The 725-nt window shown below is 44.8% G+C and carries 1 protein-coding gene; it reads right to left on the reverse strand.

What is annotated here, in order from left to right; genetic code table 11:
- Positions 1 to 178: 178 nt before the first annotated feature.
- Positions 179 to 725: sodium:proton antiporter NhaD (gene nhaD, locus A3762_RS03315; protein ID WP_197468990.1), on the reverse strand; the 547-nt coding region annotated here is incomplete at its 5' end.

Raw genomic sequence — 725 nt, forward strand, 5'->3', positions numbered from 1 at the left:
AACGCTAGCCAGCTAAGTTCCTTAGGATATAGCGGCATATCCTCAAACGTTTCGCTCAAAGCACTACCTTCCTACGCATGTTTAACTGAACATATTCTTTCATTAAAAACCAAAAAAGGCGCCCTGTAAAAGTAAGGCGCCTTTTTCAATCAATTATTTTTGAACACGTTGATCTTGCTCAAAAAGGCATATCCGTAATCCAAAAATGCACAGCAATAGAAGCGACATAACCTAAAGCGATTGCCCACGTCCATTTCAAATGGCTGAAGAACGTGTAATAGCCGCGTGCTTGCCCCATCAAGGCAACACCCGCCGCAGAACCAATCGAGAGCATCGAACCACCTACACCAGCAGTTAATGTCACCAATAACCATTGATTCACTGACATATCAGGAAGCATAGTTAACACGGCAAACATGACAGGAATATTATCAACAATCGCCGACAGCACACCGACCAAAATATTGGCCCAGCTCGCGCCCATTTGCTCGTACATAAAAATANACGCCAAGTTGAGGTAGCCAAACGCACTTAGGCCACCAACGCATAACACAACGCCATAGAAGAACATCAATGTATCCCACTCTGCACGCTGTAATTGATCGAAAATATCAAAGGTCCCCGGCTCTGTTTCACTGATACCCGCGTGTTGTTCGATCGTTCTCAAGGTATTCTCGCCTGTGATTTTGAGGTAGTAACCGTAGAGTTTTAGAACACCCAAGCCG

The organism is Oleiphilus sp. HI0125 (genome assembly GCF_001635355.1).